At 54.3% G+C, this 16,066-nt stretch carries 18 protein-coding genes; 14 read left to right on the forward strand and 4 right to left on the reverse strand.

Going from position 1 to position 16,066, the window contains the following annotated elements; genetic code table 11:
* Window positions 1–30: 30 nt before the first annotated feature.
* The 3 genes from HYD27_RS27225 to HYD27_RS27235 all read left to right on the forward strand — a co-directional run bounded on the left by HYD27_RS27225 (window position 31) and on the right by HYD27_RS27235 (window position 4,962).
* Entirely contained in the window at window positions 31–432 is a 402-nt protein-coding gene (locus HYD27_RS27225) for a sugar-binding domain-containing protein (protein ID WP_219220521.1), read from the forward strand.
* A gap of 454 nt (window positions 433–886) precedes the next feature.
* Window positions 887–4,360 (forward strand): PAS domain S-box protein, encoded by a 3,474-nt coding sequence (locus tag HYD27_RS27230; protein ID WP_228745374.1) that lies wholly within the window; start codon window positions 887–889, stop codon window positions 4,358–4,360.
* A 107-nt stretch (window positions 4,361–4,467) separates the two neighbouring features.
* Entirely contained in the window at window positions 4,468–4,962 is a 495-nt protein-coding gene (locus HYD27_RS27235; protein WP_309242132.1) for a NusG domain II-containing protein, read from the forward strand.
* On the opposite strand, the gene HYD27_RS27240 is transcribed toward HYD27_RS27235, so the two are convergent.
* Both HYD27_RS27240 and HYD27_RS27245 read right to left on the reverse strand, forming a co-directional pair.
* Window positions 4,949–5,287 carry a TIGR03943 family putative permease subunit gene (locus HYD27_RS27240; RefSeq protein ID WP_219220523.1) on the reverse strand — a complete coding sequence of 113 codons (339 nt, stop codon included), beginning with the start codon at window positions 5,285–5,287 and terminating at the stop codon, window positions 4,949–4,951. The two genes, HYD27_RS27235 and HYD27_RS27240, sit on opposite strands and share 14 nt — an antisense overlap.
* 23 nt (window positions 5,288–5,310) lie before the next feature.
* Window positions 5,311–6,348, reverse strand: a complete 1,038-nt coding sequence (locus HYD27_RS27245; protein ID WP_219220524.1) for a CobW family GTP-binding protein — start codon at window positions 6,346–6,348, stop codon at window positions 5,311–5,313.
* Between the two features lie 248 nt (window positions 6,349–6,596).
* On the opposite strand from HYD27_RS27245, the gene HYD27_RS27250 reads away from it, so the two are divergent.
* Genes HYD27_RS27250 through HYD27_RS27260 form a run of 4 tightly spaced genes read left to right on the forward strand, consistent with a single transcriptional unit; the run spans window position 6,597 to window position 8,436 of the window.
* Window positions 6,597–6,920, forward strand: a complete 324-nt coding sequence (locus tag HYD27_RS27250; RefSeq protein ID WP_255596521.1) for a DUF6157 family protein — start codon at window positions 6,597–6,599, stop codon at window positions 6,918–6,920.
* Window positions 6,866–7,018, forward strand: coding sequence for a DUF6157 family protein (locus HYD27_RS32515; protein WP_255596522.1), 153 nt, complete (start codon window positions 6,866–6,868; stop codon window positions 7,016–7,018). The genes HYD27_RS27250 and HYD27_RS32515 overlap by 55 nt, the downstream gene beginning before the upstream one ends.
* A gap of 16 nt (window positions 7,019–7,034) precedes the next feature.
* Window positions 7,035–7,802, forward strand: a complete 768-nt coding sequence (locus HYD27_RS27255) for a GNAT family N-acetyltransferase (protein WP_219220527.1) — start codon at window positions 7,035–7,037, stop codon at window positions 7,800–7,802.
* A 7-nt stretch (window positions 7,803–7,809) separates the two neighbouring features.
* Window positions 7,810–8,436 carry a class I SAM-dependent methyltransferase gene (locus HYD27_RS27260; protein WP_219220529.1) on the forward strand — a complete coding sequence of 209 codons (627 nt, stop codon included), beginning with the start codon at window positions 7,810–7,812 and terminating at the stop codon, window positions 8,434–8,436.
* A gap of 48 nt (window positions 8,437–8,484) precedes the next feature.
* On the opposite strand, the gene HYD27_RS27265 is transcribed toward HYD27_RS27260, so the two are convergent.
* A complete protein-coding gene (locus HYD27_RS27265; protein ID WP_219220531.1) occupies window positions 8,485–8,685 on the reverse strand; it encodes a hypothetical protein in 201 nt (66 codons plus the stop codon).
* Between the two features lie 206 nt (window positions 8,686–8,891).
* Window positions 8,892–9,476 carry a helix-turn-helix domain-containing protein gene (locus HYD27_RS27270; protein ID WP_219220533.1) on the reverse strand — a complete coding sequence of 195 codons (585 nt, stop codon included), beginning with the start codon at window positions 9,474–9,476 and terminating at the stop codon, window positions 8,892–8,894.
* A gap of 199 nt (window positions 9,477–9,675) precedes the next feature.
* Here HYD27_RS27270 and HYD27_RS27275 point away from each other — a divergent pair, with 199 nt between their 5' ends.
* From HYD27_RS27275 to HYD27_RS27305, 7 genes are all read left to right on the forward strand, one after another.
* Window positions 9,676–9,963: a Dabb family protein gene (locus tag HYD27_RS27275; RefSeq protein WP_219220535.1), complete on the forward strand. Its 288-nt coding sequence runs from the start codon at window positions 9,676–9,678 to the stop codon at window positions 9,961–9,963.
* A gap of 218 nt (window positions 9,964–10,181) precedes the next feature.
* On the forward strand, window positions 10,182–10,622 hold the full coding sequence (locus HYD27_RS27280; RefSeq protein ID WP_219220538.1) for a DUF86 domain-containing protein: 441 nt from the start codon (window positions 10,182–10,184) through the stop codon (window positions 10,620–10,622).
* Window positions 10,623–10,709: 87 nt separating this feature from the next.
* Complete coding sequence (locus tag HYD27_RS27285) at window positions 10,710–11,375, forward strand: helix-turn-helix transcriptional regulator (RefSeq protein WP_219220540.1); 666 nt, start codon at window positions 10,710–10,712, stop codon at window positions 11,373–11,375.
* 102 nt (window positions 11,376–11,477) lie between these two features.
* Complete coding sequence (locus HYD27_RS27290) at window positions 11,478–11,933, forward strand: YtxH domain-containing protein (protein ID WP_219220542.1); 456 nt, start codon at window positions 11,478–11,480, stop codon at window positions 11,931–11,933.
* 207 nt (window positions 11,934–12,140) lie between these two features.
* Complete coding sequence (gene racE, locus HYD27_RS27295) at window positions 12,141–12,947, forward strand: glutamate racemase (protein ID WP_309242133.1); 807 nt, start codon at window positions 12,141–12,143, stop codon at window positions 12,945–12,947.
* Window positions 12,948–13,402: 455 nt separating this feature from the next.
* Window positions 13,403–13,978: a hypothetical protein gene (locus tag HYD27_RS27300; RefSeq protein ID WP_219220546.1), complete on the forward strand. Its 576-nt coding sequence runs from the start codon at window positions 13,403–13,405 to the stop codon at window positions 13,976–13,978.
* A 358-nt stretch (window positions 13,979–14,336) separates the two neighbouring features.
* Window positions 14,337–15,548 carry a M14 family metallopeptidase gene (locus HYD27_RS27305; protein ID WP_219220562.1) on the forward strand — a complete coding sequence of 404 codons (1,212 nt, stop codon included), beginning with the start codon at window positions 14,337–14,339 and terminating at the stop codon, window positions 15,546–15,548.
* The last annotated feature ends 518 nt before the right edge of the window (window positions 15,549–16,066 follow it).

Here is a 16,066-nt window from a genome sequence, read left to right on the forward strand (position 1 = left end):
GGCGGAAGGACCAGTAGAAGGGGAAGAGGAATGACAACCAGAGTGTATAGGAAGGATTATCCCAGACCCCAACTTGTCCGGGAGCACTGGCTGAATTTAAATGGCGAATGGGACTTTTGCTTCGATGACGAAAATGTGGGAGAGCTGCAGAAACGGCCGGAACAGTCTAAGGAAACCCGCAAGATCACGGTTCCTTTTACTTACGAGACTTCACGTAGCGGGACCGGAGAGGAAATGTTCCATCCGCGGGTCTGGTATAGCACATCGGTGTCGATTCCGGAAGACGCCGAAGGCAAGCAGGTGATTTTGCATTTTCAGGCGGTCGATTATAGCGCTAGGGTATGGATAAACGGTGTCATGGCAGGGAGCCATCAAGGGGGTTATGCGGCTTTTTTCTTTGATATTACCCCATATTTGGTGTTCGGGGCCTGAATCGGTTTCTGCCGGTTAGGGCCAAACTTCATTTCTGCAATTTCTGAAAGCTGCTTGCCTGCCATCTTCAAACCCGCAAATTCGCTGCGGCGCAGGCCATTTTCAAATACACTCTCGCAAACATAAGGTGCGTGGGTGTATTTTTATGATTAAGCAGTCACTGGTCTATTAGAATTCCGTTTATGAGTTTATTTCAATACTCCCCCCGCGAGCAGCGCAGTTTTACGCCCGGGCTTCGGGGCCAATAGAAAACCAAAATAATTAAATCCGGTTTTCTGGTTGCTCTAGGTATTAGCAGTTCTACTCGTAATCTGATCCTTCCATGTTTTTACACAAATTCTCTTACTCCTCCTTAAAGCTTCTGCTGCAACCTTCACACCGGAGGCATCTTTTCCGAAAAAAAGGTATACTATGATTAGTTTAAGTCCCCACTTTCACAGAGGAGGCTCTATCATTGACCGACACACTTTTTAAGCATCTGTATTTGCGGTCCTCTATAGGGTTCGCAGTTGTCTCCACGAAAGATGGCACCATGATTATGGCCAATCCTGCGCTCTGCACGATGTTAGGCTATTCGGAAGCGGAGCTGCTGGCCTTCAGCTATCTGGATATCGCTCACCCGGAGGATGGGCACACTGTGGATCATCAGCATATCATGAAGCATTTGCTGGGGAGTCCGGGAGCGGCGGTTGATAAAGAGAAGCGGTTTGTACATAAGGATGGCAGGATTCTGTGGGTAGCGCTGCATATCTTTTTAACCTTTGACGAATCTACGGGAGCTCCTCTTCATATGATTGCGGAAATGACGGACATTACCGCCCGCAAGCTGGCGGAACAAAAGATTGAAGAGGACCGGCTGATCTATAACCTGATTACGCAGAATACACCGGACATGGTTTCCTTTGCCGATGCCGACGGTACGCTGCGGTATGTGTCGCCATCCGTTGAGAAGCTGCTTGGTTACCCCCCTTCGGATGTGCTTGGCAAAAAAAGGCCGGAGTTCTACCATGAAGCTGATGCGATTGAAATGACCCAGGAGGGAAAGCTGTACTCCGACAATGACGTCTTCACCCGCAGGGCCCGTCATAAGGACGGCCATTACCTTTGGCTTGAGAATTCGTTTCAGGTTATGCGTGACAGCGGGGGGAATGTGACCCAGGTGCTGACTATCGCCCGTGACATTACGGAGCGCAAGAAATATGAGAACATGCTGGCGACCGCCCAGGAGCTGGGGCAAATGGGTTCATGGGAATGGAACTCGCTGAATGCGCAGATGACCGTCTCGAAGCAGCTGCGGTCTATTTTTGATCTGTGCGGGGACGGCGGCAGCGGCACACACAGCCAGATTGACTATTCACAGCTTATAGCCCGCGTGGTTCCTGAAGATATGGCGGCGCTGCGGGTGGAACTGTATAAGACTCTGAAATCAGGAGTCAACGGCCAGGCGGTCTTTAGAATAGAGAACGAAGCGGGTGAGCGGAAGTTCATCCACACCCATTGGGAAGTAGTGCTGGATGAAGCCGGCAAAACCTTGCAGATAAACGGCATTGTGCAGGATATTACTGAGCGCTACCGGATGGAGGAGCAGCTGCGGGAGAGTGAGCGGAACTACCGGCTGATTTCGGAGAACTCGCTGGACTTTATCTCCCGCAATGCAACGGATGAACGGGCTGCCTATTTGTATGCTTCTCCGATCTGCCGGCAGCTGTTCGGGTATGCACCGGAAGAAATGGTGGGTTCCCACGGCATGAGCTATGTTCATCCGGACGATGCCGGGAGAGTCCATGCGTATCTTCAGAGCGGCAAGGCGGGGATCAAGCTGGAGCCGATCAGCTTCCGCTTTCTTTGCAAAGACGGCTCTTATCTCTGGACCGAGACGACGCTTCGCCATGTCAGTGCAGGCCAGGGAGGCATTGCAGAAATTATCGGCGTTACCCGCGATATTTCCGAGCGCAAGCAATATGAATTGAAGCTGCTGGAGAGCGAGAACCGCTATAAATCCCTGTTCGAGTATAATCCTTCGGCGATCAGCGCGATGGATCTGGACGGGCATATCCAATCGCTGAATCTCAGCCTGCAGCAGTTAAGCGGCTACTCGCACGACAGTCTTCTGCATTCCAGCCATAGCGAGATTATTGATCCGGAGGAGCTGGAATTTGCCGGAGAGCGGTTCGGACAGGCTGCGAAGGGAATGGCCCAGACCTTTGAGAGCAGGCTGATCCACCGGGAAGGCTATCCGGTTGAGGTCAGCGTGATTTATGTGCCGATTATGGTGAACAGCCAGGTAGCGGGTGTATTCGGCATTACCAGCAATATTACCGAACGCAAACGCCATCTGCAGCAGATTGAGAAGCTGAGCTACGAGCATGCGCTTATTCTGAATTCCGTCTCCGAAGGAATCTTCGGCATGAATCTCGAGGGTGAAACGGTGTTTATCAATCCGGCGGCCTCCACGATGCTGGGGTATGAGCCCGGTCAACTGGCGGAGAGCATCAAGCTGCATACCGTGGAGCAGACCTGGCTGGATGCCGAGCCTTATGCCAGTGGGCGGAGGTCGCTGTCGGATTCGCTGTCAAATCATCTTTGCTATGAGGAGAAGGAAGGGGTGTTCTGGAGACAGGACGGCTCCAGCTTTCTGGTTAAATACCGGATGACGCCTTTATTTGACAATGGAGAACGGAAGGGAGCGGTGGTTGTCTTCCGGGATATCACCGAGGAAAAAGCCATTGTCCGGGCCAAGGAGTCCGCAGAGCAGGCGGACCGGGCAAAGTCGGAGTTCCTGGCCATTATGAGCCACGAGCTGCGTACGCCGATGAACGGGATCATTGGCATGGCGGATCTCCTGGCAGGGACAGAGCTTGATGAAGAACAGCAGTACTACACGCAAATTATCAATAAAAGCAGTGAATCGCTGCTGCATATTCTGAATGAGGTGCTGGATTTCAGCAAAATTGAAGCCGGCATGATGACGCTGGAGCTGCAAACGGTCGATCTCCGTGAGGTGATGCTGAATGTGACGGAGCTGTTCTATCCCAAAGCCAAGGAGAAGGGGCTGCATCTGCACAGCGAAGCAGACCCTGATCTGCCGGCGCTTGTGGTGACCGATGAGGCCAGATTGCGCCAGATTCTGGTGAATCTGCTCGGCAACGCAGTGAAATTTACCGATGAAGGAGAGATTGCCCTCTCCGTGAAGCTGCAATCCATTGCCGATACCGGAGATCTTGTGATTAAATTTACGGTGAAGGATACCGGGATCGGCATCCCTCTGGCCAGCCAGGGCCTGCTGTTCCAGTCCTTTTCCCAGCTGCATCCTTCGATCAACCGCAAATACGGCGGTACGGGGCTTGGACTGGCAATCAGCAAAAAGCTGGCTGAGCTTCTGGGAGGCATGATTGGTGTGGACAGCCGTGAAGGCGAGGGGTCGGAATTCTTTTTCACCATCCATGTCTTTCTGCCTCTGGCGGAGCCGGCTAATATTCAAATACCTTTGGATAACGCTGATAACGGGAAGGGGAAGGAGGCCGGCGGCGGAAGCTCCGCGGAAGGTGAATATGGACCGCTGTCGATCTTGATTGCCGAGGATCATCCGGTGAATCTGCAATTGCTTCAGGCATATCTGAAAAAGCGCGGCTACACCGCCGATGTGGCATTGAACGGAGAAATGGCGGTTGAGGCTGTACGCTCCCGTCCTTATGACCTGGTGTTCATGGATATTCAAATGCCGCTGATGGATGGTATTGAAGCCACCGGCATCATCCGTGAGGAGCTGGGCCTGTCTCCGGTTATTGTGGCCGCAACGGCGTTCGCCCGCGCCGAGGATAAGGAGCTGTGCCTTAGAGCGGGCATGCAGGACTTCATCTCCAAGCCAATCTCCCCGGCTGAGGTGGACCGGGTGCTCAGGGAATGGTCGGCCCATATCCGCAGATAAACAGACATAATTAATTTGAAGGAAGCCGCGGGAATGGGAGGACTGTTCTGCTGGTCTATCCGGCGATCAGTGTGGCTGCGGGTCACCCTCCGGAAGCCGCGCAGGCGTTGACAAAACCATCCCGTCCGGCTATATTTATACTAATCGTAATTATTACGAATATCACTCTGGACAATGGGAAGGCAGCGGAATTGCAGAAGATGAAACGCGGTGATTTTATTCTGGTTCTTCTGGTGCTGCTTGTGGCGGGTTCCATATACGGAATCAAGGCTTACAAGAATCATAACGAGCATTATGCACAGGGGGATTTGCAAGCAGTGATTACAGTGGACGGTAAAGAATACAAGACCGTCAGCCTGACCAAAGAAGAGCAGGTTATCGACATCAAGACAAAGTTTGGCCACAATACGCTGAAAGTGTATGACTACGGCATTCGCATGACATACTCTGACGCCCCGCTCCCGATTGCCCTGAATATGGGGTTTATCTCCAGGCCTAAGCAGCAGATCATCTGTATTCCGGCGCGGCTGATGGTTGAAGTCTTCAATCCGCACCGGTCGATTGATGATGACAATGAGCTGGATGCCGTTATTCAGACTTGATCCCGTTCTGCTGGATTTCTTGCCAGGCGGCTACGGAATCGGGGCTGGTATATACGTATGGAGTGGATGGCTGGGGGACCGGAATAATTGTCTCTGGTGTAATTTGCATGATTTCTTTGCCTTTATAGGAAGCCGCATGAAGCTTGCCCCGAACCTCAATCCAGGTGTCGGCGGGCAGGCTTATTTGCGTTAGCGGAGCCAGCAGAATGCCGATAAAGCCGGTTTTGAAGGCTTCCGTGTAAGCATTGTCCAGCAGCTGCGGATGACCGGGAAGCCAGAGGGCAACAATCGTGATCACAAAAGCGGCGGGAATCAGCAACGGCACAATTTTGATTGGTGAGAAGGAGGTCAAGGCTGGCGGAACAAGGCGGACCAGCGGTCCGACAGCTGCTTCTCATCCAGATTCAGTCCGATGAACACCACGTACGGCTGGCCGGGATAGCGCGAGAATTCCCAGCTGCAGCGGTTTCCGGCGTATTGCACCAGCTGCACCCCGCTCTGCCCGGCAAGCCGGACATGCCCCTTGGCCCTCACCAGGCTGTCTCCCCACTCCTGGAAAAAAACCTCCAGCTGCTCCTGCCGGATTCCGCCTGCCGCACCTGGCGGGAAGGTCAGCGTTACCGCCGCGACCTGAGAATAGGAAGCCTGCTGCGCGGATTCCGGTTCCTGTACAGCAATGGCGCCTTGTCCGTGTGCGCTGCTCATCCGCTTAAGCGCTGTGCCGCTCATGCCCGGATTTCCGCGCTGCGGGGCTGAGGAGCGCTGCCCGCGGGGCGAAAGGCCTGCCAGCAGCGGAGCCGGATTGATTTCACTGTAGTGCGTGAAGACAATCTCGGCTTCCGTATTATGCCGGCTCACCATTTTTTCAATCCGCCATAAGGTTTCGGGCTCCACGAGATCGCTTTTGTTGACGATGATCAGATCGGCGCTGGACAACTGGCGGCGCATTGTGCGCACGAGCTGCTTGTCGGCGGAGAAGCGGCTGCCGTATTCCAGCACATTCTCCGCATCCAGCACCGTAATCGAGTAATGCAGCGCCAGCAGCCCGCTGAGCGGAGGCTCCAGCAGGGATTTGGCGATTTCCTCGGGATCGGCAACGCCGGTAAGCTCGATATAGATTACATCGGGCCGCCGTGCGAGCAGCAGGTGGAGACTTCTTGGCAGCTCTTCCTTGCGGCTGCAGCAGACGCAGCCGTCCAGCAGCTTTTCCACATTTGCACTGCCCTGCTCCTGCAGAATGTAGCCGTCCACATCCTTTTTGCCCAGTTCATTCATTACTACACCGGGGTTCAGTCCCCTTGCCTTACTCTCCTTAAGCAGGGCCAGCAGCAGGGTTGTCTTGCCGCTCCCCAGAAATCCGCCCAGGATAATTACCGGTATCTTCATGCTTCTCACTCCCGCTTTCATTCCTGCATTTGCAAGAATCATATTTTCATAATTCCATCTATACGTAATTGCTCTTCCGGAAAGACCACAAATTTAAGAGAGCTGAAATTTTATAAGTCCGCTGTTGACAATGGAAGGATGCTTTTGCCGGGGGAACGGCCGTTTTGCGTGCCCAAATGCTTTGCCTGTTGAAGCGGAGTGAATTATGATAGTAGACAAATGCATCCGATTCCCAAGGAGGCCAGATAATGGGCTATACCGATACCTTTATCCGCGTCGCTGCGGATTGTCCAGCCGGGACGGGTATTGTTCCCGTATCCAGCCGCCCCCGCCGCCCTGCACATGTTATACAGTATGAACTGCTCTCGGGTGCGCCTTACACCTATAATCATGAAGAGCTGCTGTATGAGGTGCATGTGTGCCACAAGGAGATTCCTGAACAGGGGAAAGAGCGGCACGCAGGGAGGAAATCCGGACCGAGCTGTTCTCCAGAAATCACCCCTGTCTGCGTGCCTCCATGCTGCCCAAAAAGTATGGCTGGGGCGTTCATTATAACGGCGAAGGTAAGATAGCCCTGTATGGCAAGGATTCCCCGGGGTATGCTCACTTTACATCCGGAGGCGACAGCGGCGTGAAGCAGCTGAATGCCATGCGCAATAAAAAAGAGTAGGGAGGTGCAAGGCGCCTTGTACAAGTTAATTGAAGAAATTGCACTGAATACCTGGCCTGCGGAGCAGAGCGTGCTGCTGGAGGGCTGGATTCTCCGCTCTGCGGCAGGCTACACCAAACGGGCCAACTCGGCCAGCCCGCTGTATGGGCCGGGAGCGGAGCAGGGCGTTCTGGAGATCCAGGACAAAATCCGCCTCGCCGAACAGTATTATACGGCTGCCGGGCAGAACCCGGTGTTCAAAATCACCCCGTTTACCCAGCCTCCGGACCTGGACGGACGATTGGCCGGGCAGGGCTACGTCATAGTCGAGCCTTCATCGGTAAGAATCAGGGATATGCAAGGGCTGCCCGAATTATCTGGGAGGTACAGCGTTCAGATTCTGGAGGAGCTGACCGAAGACTGGCTGGCGGCCTTCGCGGGGATGTCGGAGCTGCCGGGCGGGCATCGGGATACACTGCGCCGGATGCTGTCCTCTTCCAGTCTGAAGCAGGGGTTTGCCCTCTTGCTGAAGGATGGCCTTCCTGCCGCGTGCGGACTTGGGGTTATTCAACATGAGTATATTGGTCTATATGACATATATACAGCTCCGGCTTTCCGGCGGCAGGGGATGGCGCAGGAGCTGCTGCTGGGACTTCTGCACTGGGCCAAAAGCCAAGGAGCGGTTTATTCCTTTCTGCAGGTAGTCCAGGCCAATGCCGGGGCTTCTGCACTGTATGACAAGCTGGCATATAAGGAGATTTATCAATATTGGTACAGAGTGAAGAACCGGAACTGGAAAGGCTGATAATTATATGTCACAGTATTGGAGTACTAGATTTGCCCGCGAAGGCATGATTTGGGGGGATCAGCCCAGCCCCTCGGCGTTGCGGGCAAAGGTGCGGTTCCTGGAGCATGGAGTGAAATCCGTTCTGGTTCCCGGTGCGGGCTACGGACGCAATACCAAGGCATTCTCCTCCGAGCTGGACACCTATGGCGTAGAACTGAGCCGTGCCGCGCTGGAGCTTGCCGCAGAATGGGATGTCCGGACACGATTTATTGAAGGGTCGGCATTGGAGCCCCAATCGGACATTGCGGCAGATGCCGTCTACTGCTATGATGTGCTGCATTTATTTCTTGCCGAAGAGCGCCGCCGGCTCATTGCTGCAAGTCTTGCGCAGCTCCGGCCCGGCGGCCTGCTCTATTTCACCGGCTTCTCGGATGAGGACCCGAACAATGGCCGGGGAAGCCTGCTGGAGCCGGGGACATTTGAGTACAAGGCAGGGAAATATGCGCACTTTTTCAGCGATGCAGATTTGCGTGGGCATTTTGCCATGGCGGAGATTATGGAGACCGGAACGTTTACGGAGTCGCTGCACAGTCCCCGGGGGGACAGCCATAATTACATATTGCGGTATATTCTCGCGCGCAAGGCGCTGTAACCAAAACCGTGCGGCCCAATGTTTTCTTCCCGGCCGCACGGTGCTGATTTATACGAATTTCCCTTGAGAGGGGACGGATAGCTCCTTGAAGGTCTTGCAGAGACGGGCGAATTGCCGGGACAGCTCCGGAGCCGCCATGGGCAGGCCGTGTCCGGCCAGCAGAAGCCGGGGATCAAGAAGAGCGAGCTTGCGGACGGACTTCTCCGCCTCCACCCAGTCCGTCGTGAAATAGGCCGGAGGACCGTGCACATCCTTTGCTGATTTTAAGCTCGGTATGAAATCAACTTGTAGTAGGGCCTTTTTTAAAAAATATAATTTATAAGCTCCAAGCTATGGGCAGACGGAAGCCGGATAAAACGCCAAAAGGCCCTCTCCAGCAGGAAGAAGGGCTTTGCGATTGTATGACTGGAAGCTATAGGCGGTTGCTGTATGCAGCTTTCGGCTGTTTCCCCCGGCTAATGCAGCTCGCAATCGGCGAACAGGATATGGCGAGGAATACGGAAGAAATTCTCGGCTTTCTCCTGCAGCGCCGGCGAAGGCAGATGGCGTTGATGAAGCCATTTGCGGAAGGTGCCGGGATGGACACCGATCCAGATGCTGACATCCGTGACGGAGAAATCGTAAACCATGCACAGTCCCGTAAGGATCACATTGCTCTGCGGGGAATGGGCACTCGCTCTTTTCATGAAGCGTGAGGGCGTCGGCTGGCACACAATCGGACTTTGCCGCAGGAGAGCCTCATTGAACAAGATATGGGACGGATAGCCTAGAACACGGCAGACCTTATCCAGATTGGTTCTGGAGGGAATTCGTCCTTCATACACCCAGGCGCTAACGCTGCGTGAAGATACGGAGAGCTCTTCGGCAAGCCCTGACAGCTTTATGTCTTTGGCCATCAGGATGGCAAGCAGCACGCGGTTGCGGATTTGGCTGCGCTTCGGCCGGCGGAATCTTTTGACCCGTACGCCTTGTCCAAGATATTTGCGGTTGATCAGAGACCAGGCCTGAATTTTGTGTAATTCTTGCTGATTCTTAGGCATAATTCCTCCGATATACTGATTTAATAATGTGTTAATCTTCTGGTTTGGCTTTATATGACTTTAACATTTCGGTTGGGCTTTCGTCCAGATGAAATGCTTGAGGGCCCCTCTTGTGTTTAAGTTTCTTTCAGAAGTGTTGCCGGTATGATATATTTTTAGTATTCCATTTACAATATTAAGGCTGCAGGGAGCGATATAGATGATCAAGCACATTGTATTCTTCAAATTAAAGGACCGTGCTCCGGAAAAAGTACAGGAGACCGTAGCGGTGCTGCGGAACATGGAAGGCAGAATTCCACAGTTGCTTTCCATAGAGGTAGGTGCCGACATCATTCACTCGGAGCGTTCCTTTGATATTGCGCTGGTGACGGTGGTCGCTTCTCTCGATGATCTGCAGGCCTACCAGGTGCATCCGGCCCATAAGGAAGTCATTGCCCACATTAATGAGGTCAAAGAGGTTTCATTTGCCGTGGATTACGAAATCTGAGAATAAGAAGGGCAAGCTGGCAGCAGCCATCAAATAGCGGAGGGTGTGACGTCTGTGAGAGAGCTTGAGTATCCGATGGAAGCATTAACCTATTTAGTCGTGTTTCTGGCAGCTTGCGTCATTATGCTGTTCTGGCTGAAACGCCGCGGCAAGCGGGGGAAATAGCTGTGCTTCTGCCTGCTGCTCATTGAATAATCATCTGACTTGGAGGGTCTGCTGTGTATTATGTCAACCGGAAACAGATCGAAATTATACTGGGCCAGATTCCCGATATCAATACCGGGCTCCGGGCAGCGGCAGCCTCCTGGGACGGCGGTACGTGCATGGGTCTCGTGCAGGAGCGCTGCCTGCATTTGGCGATCGAGGTCGTTACTGATGTGGGCAGCTCCCTGATTGACGGGTTCATTATGCGCGATGCCGGAAGCTATGAGGATATTATATCCATTATCCACGAGGAAAAGGTCTTCACGGACAGCGGCCTGTATGATCTGCTGATCCGGCTTGTGGCCTTGCGCAAGCCGCTGGTGCAGGACTATTATGTGTGGCAGCGGACGGCGCTGCACCCGCTTGCGGCTTCTCTCCCGGAAGCACTGGAGCAATTCGGCGCTGCGGTGCACGGCTATCTGGATCAGGAATTAGGCGCACAGGCTCCAGTGTAACATTGCAATGGCATTCCGGATATACGAATATAGGAATATAGAGGTGAATACCAATAGGCGACAGCCGGGAAAGGAAGGAGGTCCTTTATGATGAAGAAGGGTCAGGAAAGCGGATCGACAAGGCGCATGATTATGACGCTCCTGAAGATGAAAGGGCCGCTGACAATCGGCGCGCTCGCAGAGGAGCTTAGCATCACTGAAATGGGCGTCCGGCGTCATGTGCTTCAGCTGGAGCAGGAATCGCTGGTCAAGACCAAGGTTGTCCGCCAGGCCATGGGCCGTCCGCTGCACGTGTATTCGCTGACGGAACGGGCGGAGGACCATTTTCCCAAAAGCTATCACAATCTGGCGCTGGAGCTGCTGCGCGAGCTGGATCACGGCAGCGGGCTGGAGGCGGTCAATGTGCTGTTTGAAGGGCGCAGGAGGCGTATGCAGGCCCAGTATGCGCCTATGATGGAGAACCGCAACCTGGAAGAACGGGTAGCCGAGCTGTCTGCCATCCAGAATGCCGGGGGCTATATGGCCGAGTGGAACCGGGAAGAGGACGGCTCTTATGTGATGCAGGAGTACAACTGTCCGATCCGCCAGGTGGCGACCCAGTACCGCAAGGCCTGCCAGTGCGAACAAGGGCTGTTCGAGGAACTGCTGGGCGCGAAGGTTACGCGCACGGAATGCATGGCGGAGGGCGGACAGAGCTGCCGGTATGCCATCACGCCCCGCAAGAAAGACAAAACTTCGGAACTTAGCGTATAATCAGTCACAGGACAAACTCTCTTTGCTTATGATATAGCAGAACTAGGCGATGGCCCGGATGGCCGGGCAGAGGCTCAATTAGAATCAAGGGAGAGATGAGACATGAAAAAAGACACCAAAAGCTTGCTGTGGGGTATTCTGGCTGGCAGTGTTGTGGGTTCGGTAACAGCTTTGCTGTTTGCACCCAAGCCCGGCAAAGAGCTGCGCAAGGACATCGCGGACGGAACGACAGAGGCCATTGATAAAGTGACGGAAATCGCCGGAGCGGCAAACGAGAAGAGCACGGAGCTGTACAGCAAAGCGAAAGATGCGGTAGAGGCCGTCGTCAGCGAGGTCAAGGAATGGAGCAGGCAGTATATCGTGGCCGATGAAGAGCAAACGGCTGCGGTGAGCGGAATTGCAGCTGCTGCCGAGATCGCTGAAGAAGCTGAACCTGCTGTTGAAGAAGCTGCTGAAGAGCCGGATGAAGCGGTGGCTCAGACGGATGCCGAATCCGGTGCGGAAGCTGTTTTGGAAGAGGGGACAGAGAGCGGAACAAAGGGCAGCGGCATCGCTTAGGCCGGGCGGCTATGACTTTTTGTTGAGAGCGGAGATATGAAGGCATGTTCTTCCCGGCCAAGAGCCGCTTTTCGCATTCCGGCGGAAGGCGGCTCTTGAACTGTCCGGGGTTTTGGAGTATTATCTGCAATTGGGGCTGAAACCCGGTACATTTTGTTTTGGCCTTACATAAGCTACACTAAACAAGTAAAAGGAAGCGGTGTGTTCGTGCAGCAAGCTATCGCAATATTAGACTCAGGTGTGGGGGGACTAACGGTTGTCAGGGAAGTGATGAGGCAGCTCCCGCGGGAGAAGATCATTTATTTCGGAGACACCGCAAGGGCCCCGTACGGACCCCGTTCGACAGAAGAAGTGAAAGTGTTCACCGAACAGATTGTGGACTATTTAATTCAATTTAATCCGAAAATGATCGTTATCGCCTGCAATACGGCAACGGCAGCCGCACTTGACTATATCTCTGCCAAAGTATCCATTCCCGTTATCGGCGTGATTCATCCCGGCGCGCGTGCAGCCATCAGCGCAAGCAAAACCGGCCAGGTGGGCGTCATCGGCACCATCGGCACGATCAAGAGCGGTGCCTACACCGCTGCGCTGAAGCAGCTCTCACCGTTTGTTCAGGTCGTCAGCCAGGCCTGCCCGGCGCTTGTCCCCTTTGTGGAGCAGGGAATGTTCCGCTCTGAGGAAAGCCATATTGCTGTAGCGGATTCGCTCAACGGCATTAAATACGAGCCGATTGACACGCTGATCCTTGGCTGCACCCATTATCCGTTTCTGGTGGAGCCGATCGGCAGGGTGATGGGACCGGGAGTGAAGCTCATCAGCTCGGCGGATGAGACCGCAAGAGAAATCAGCACGATCCTGTACGACAAAGGCAAGCTGGCCAGCGGGGACGAAAGCCCGATCCACCAATTTTTCTGCAGCGGTGATGCGGAGATTTTCCAGCGGATCGCCCGGGACTGGCTGGGGGAGCAGATTAAGCGCACACCCGTGGTGTGGCAGGTCTCTTCGTTATAAGCTTTGACAGCAGCGGGTTGAATAGGGACAACCCTCCTGATTCGGGGTCGGATTCTCCGTTATCCGAAAGGAATGCCGGTTCAAGCTGTACACACTAAGAACCTATCCCCAAATAAGTTACCGGGAATGAACGGATCGTACGCTTCTCCAAACGGTCTGAGCGCAGGCGAAATGAAGCAAGGCTTCATAGTTCCGTGCCTTCCCTCAAGCGAACAACAGCCCGCATCCCATTTTCTTAAGTGTCCAGTCCATAGGTACGCGTGTAGTGGGCTTTTTGGGCTTATCCCCTTGTGTAGGTGCGGAGTGGGCAAGCTGGCGTCCGGCAGCTCCCTTCCCAACGCTTACTTCCACACTTCGCTTACTCTTTCTCGTTGTGTGAGATTATTCGCAAGATTACTGCAACGCGCCCCCGAAATAACGGCAGAAATGCCGTTGTTGGGGCGGGGCTGGCCTGTATGCCCCGAAATAACGGCAGAAATGCCGTTGTTGGGGCGGGGCTGGCCTGTATGCCCCGAAATAACGGCAGAAATGCCGTTGTTGAGGAGGGGCTGGCCCGTATGCCCCGAAATAACGGCAGAAATGCCGTTGTTGAGGCGAAGCTGGCCTGTATGCCCCGAAATAACGGCAGAAATGCTGTTGTTGGAGCGGGGCTGGCCTGTATGCCCCGAAATAACGGCAGAAATGCCGTTGTTGGAGCGGGGCTGGCCCGTATGCCCCGAAATAACGGCAGAAATGCCGTTGTTGAGGCGAAGCTGGCCTGTATGCCCCGAAATAACGGCAGAAATGCCGTTGTTGAGGCGAAGCTGGCCTGTATGCCCCGAAATAACGGCAGAAATGCCGTTGTTGAGGCGGGGCTGGCCCGTATGCCCCGAAATAACGGCAGAAATGCCGTTGTTGAGGCGAAGCTGGCCTGTATGCCCCGAAATAACGGCAGAAATGCCGTTGTTGAGGCGGGGCTGGCCAACTCACATCCCCTCTTACTTTTTTCTTCCCCATATTTCTTACTTATTTATTCTGGGATAGGCTCTTAGAGGCCGGGACAGCGATGTTCCGGTCTCTTTCTTTGAATTATAAGACCCCCATGCCGCTGCGCGGCATCACTGAGGAATGAAATATCGCTGCGGCCGCGTGATTACAGGGCAGAATTTATATGCTCGGAACCCTAAATGATCCTTCTATTTCTCGCTGAAACACGCCGTCCTTTACAAGGACGGCGTAGCCGTTTCTGCTTGCCTCCCGGGCACGAAGGTGAAATCAATCTTCTTTCATGGTGGACAGCTCGGTCGGCATAGAATAAAGTCAGAGGGCTGTGTCCGGTTTGTCTTCCGTGGAAATCTCCGGCTGACGGCATTGGATGACGCCAACTAGAGGGCCGAGAGGATGAGACATATGCAGCAATATATTGCCCGCAAGGGAGATACGGTTAGCCGGATTGCCGCGCGGCATGGACTTACACCGGAGCATGTGATACAGGGAAACCCATGGGCAGGCAGGCAGCCGTATCTGGTTCCGGGACAGATTCTGTTTCTGCCTTCCGCTCCGCGCAAAAGGTATGCCGTACAGGAGGGTGACGATGCCCGGAGTATTTCCGCCCTGTTTGGAGTGGATGTAGATGAGCTTGAAAAGCTGAATCCGGGTGTGGAGTCGGCGTACGGGTGCTCCCCCGGCAAGGTGCTGGTCATTCCTGTGGCCGCACCTGGCGCAGAGGTATGCTTGCGCGGGGAATACGGTCCTGCGGAAGTGGATGAGGCTATCGGCAGGCTGCTGGATAAATACCCCGGTATTATTCAGCACGAACGCATTGGCGGCAGCGTCCTCGGCAAGCCGCTTCATCTGCTGCGGATCGGCCGCGGCTCCCGCCATCTTCATGTCAATGCCGCACTGCATGCGAATGAATGGCTGACCTCGCCCTGCCTCCTGTCCTTTGTCGAGCAGTATGCGGCGGCTTATGCCGGAGGCAAGGGATGGAACGGCCACAATACCGGGGATTGGTACAAAAACTGGACGATATGGGCTGTGCCAATGGCCAATCCCGATGGGGTGGAGCTGGTGCAGGAGGGGGTGTTGCCCGGACATCCGTATTACGAAGAGCTGATGAAATGGAACTGCGGACGGCGAAGCTTCCGGCACTGGAAGGCCAATATCCGCGGCGTGGATCTCGGCGACCAGTTCCCCGCCCATTGGGAAGAGGAACGGGCCCGGCGGGGAGTGCCGGAACCGGGGCCGCGCGATTACAGCGGAAGGGCTGCGCTCAGCGAGCCGGAGGCTGCGGCCCTGGCCGGACTGGCGGAGAAGGTCCCCGGAGATGCGGCCGTATCCCTGCACAGCCAGGGAGGCGAGATTTACTGGAATTACCGGGGCTATGAGCCGCCGGAGAGCCGGGCACTTGCGGCACAGCTGGCGGCGGCCAGCGGCTACCGGGCGGTGGAGCTGACGGGCAGTGACGCCGGATATAAGGATTGGTTCATCCAGCGCTTCCGCCGGCCCGGCTTCACCGTTGAGCTGGGGGTCGGCAAGAATCCGCTGCCGCTGGCGGATTTCGAGGATATGGCCTTGGAGACCGGCCATATTCTGGCGGCTATTCTTTCAAATTTCAAATAAATGAAACAATTTCTGCAAATTTGCGTAAGATACAGCAAAGGGTACGGCCGCATTCATTTCCTGGATGTGCTCCGCGGCTGCATCCTTTTTTTGCCGATCAATCAGCCTTGTGTGGCCGAAGAAACGGCTGCCCGTTCCTAATATAGGACGGTGCAGCCGTTTCTTTTTAAAGATTTTATATGTTTTGGGGTCCCCGCAAAGTACCTGAGTCATCATCGAAGCCAAGGCCCACGGGGACTGTAGCGAAGTGTAAAAAGTAACACTAATGGGCTGGAATTTTGGCTTTAACGGGCTTTAGTGGGATTTTGTACACTTAATGGAGGCCCACTCCCCCCATACGGCTGAATTCAGCCGGATTAGTTGTACTTTTTCCCACTAGGGATGATCCGGTAGATGGCGTAAAATAGTATGTGTAAGGATCGGGGAGTCTAGTAAACGACAAAAAAGTAGGGTATCCTTGGGATTGCAAAGTCACCAAGAAAAGGAGCCCTACTCAATGACCAGTATACAACAAAACC

The sequence above is a fragment of the Paenibacillus sp. S150 genome (assembly GCF_019352175.1).
Lineage (GTDB): Bacteria > Bacillota > Bacilli > Paenibacillales > Paenibacillaceae > Paenibacillus_AQ.

Coding starts and splice junctions, on each gene's coding strand:
- HYD27_RS27225 (WP_219220521.1), top strand. CDS start 31: ATGACAACCAGAGTGTATAGGAAGGATTATCCCAGACCCCAACTTGTC.
- HYD27_RS27245 (WP_219220524.1), bottom strand. CDS start 6,348: ATGAAGATACCGGTAATTATCCTGGGCGGATTTCTGGGGAGCGGCAAG.
- HYD27_RS27250 (WP_255596521.1), top strand. CDS start 6,597: ATGGGCTATACCGATACCTTTATCCGCGTCGCTGCGGATTGTCCAGCC.
- HYD27_RS32515 (WP_255596522.1), top strand. CDS start 6,866: ATGCTGCCCAAAAAGTATGGCTGGGGCGTTCATTATAACGGCGAAGGT.
- HYD27_RS27260 (WP_219220529.1), top strand. CDS start 7,810: ATGTCACAGTATTGGAGTACTAGATTTGCCCGCGAAGGCATGATTTGG.
- HYD27_RS27270 (WP_219220533.1), bottom strand. CDS start 9,476: ATGCCTAAGAATCAGCAAGAATTACACAAAATTCAGGCCTGGTCTCTG.
- HYD27_RS27275 (WP_219220535.1), top strand. CDS start 9,676: ATGATCAAGCACATTGTATTCTTCAAATTAAAGGACCGTGCTCCGGAA.
- HYD27_RS27285 (WP_219220540.1), top strand. CDS start 10,710: ATGATGAAGAAGGGTCAGGAAAGCGGATCGACAAGGCGCATGATTATG.
- HYD27_RS27290 (WP_219220542.1), top strand. CDS start 11,478: ATGAAAAAAGACACCAAAAGCTTGCTGTGGGGTATTCTGGCTGGCAGT.
- HYD27_RS27300 (WP_219220546.1), top strand. CDS start 13,403: ATGCCCCGAAATAACGGCAGAAATGCCGTTGTTGGGGCGGGGCTGGCC.
- HYD27_RS27305 (WP_219220562.1), top strand. CDS start 14,337: ATGCAGCAATATATTGCCCGCAAGGGAGATACGGTTAGCCGGATTGCC.